The sequence below is a fragment of the Agrobacterium sp. MCAB5 genome (assembly GCF_052114365.1).
Classification (GTDB): domain Bacteria; phylum Pseudomonadota; class Alphaproteobacteria; order Rhizobiales; family Rhizobiaceae; genus Agrobacterium; species Agrobacterium tumefaciens.
This window is the reverse complement of record NZ_JBFREP010000081.1, coordinates 1-766: the sequence shown is the minus strand read 5'-3', so window position 1 is coordinate 766 and position 766 is coordinate 1. Positions and strand designations below refer to the sequence as shown.

General features: G+C 49.0%; 1 pseudogene. It reads left to right on the top strand.

Annotated elements, in window-relative coordinates:
• Nucleotides 1-113: 113 nt before the first annotated feature.
• Nucleotides 114-766 (top strand): annotated as a pseudogene (locus AB4Z23_RS27410) (reverse transcriptase); the annotation flags it as partial.

Here is a 766-nt window from a genome sequence, read left to right as displayed (position 1 = left end):
ACTAGGTACCCTTTGCAAACCAATAGGAAGTACCGAAAGTACTGCGCAGCTTTGCATTGAAATGCTAACTGCACTGATCTACTTTTCCGATCCTGCAATGTGATGAAAGACATATGATGGAAGTTAAGCTCGAGCACTTTGTTCAAGCGGCATACGAGATAGGCAAAAGTGGGGACAACGATACGCTTCCTTACGACATCGATTCCTCGTTTGTACGGGACAAATCCGAGGATCTAGCTCAAATATGCTTCGATTTATTCACACTTCTCGATGGTAAATCATTCAAGGACGCAAAGAACTTCATTAACGAACTCACTGTCGGGTCCGAACGGCTCCTCGTGCCGTCGGGGTCTCACGGATTTCGCATTACGACCAAACTGCATCCCTTTTGGAACCTGTATTTAAACGGGATCGGGTTGGCAATTGCTGAAGCTAACGAGCCACAGCGGAGTCATCGCGTTCACTCTTACCGGCTGGACTCCTCAAAATCTTCGTACTTTGACCCGTCACGGTCCTGGAGAGCGTACAGAGAAGCCACTCTGGTAGAGGCCGCCTTGTTGCAAGACGGTGCGATTGTGATTCAAACGGATGTCTCCAGTTTCTATGAACACGTTTATCATCACCGCCTCGAAAACCTAATTAAAGACCTCAGCCGGTCCAACTCAACCGTTGCAGCCCAAATAGACCGAATACTCAACCAGTTGACCGCCGGACGATCTTTTGGGTTACCGGTTGGAGGGCAAGGCGCAAGAGTTCTGGCCGAAGT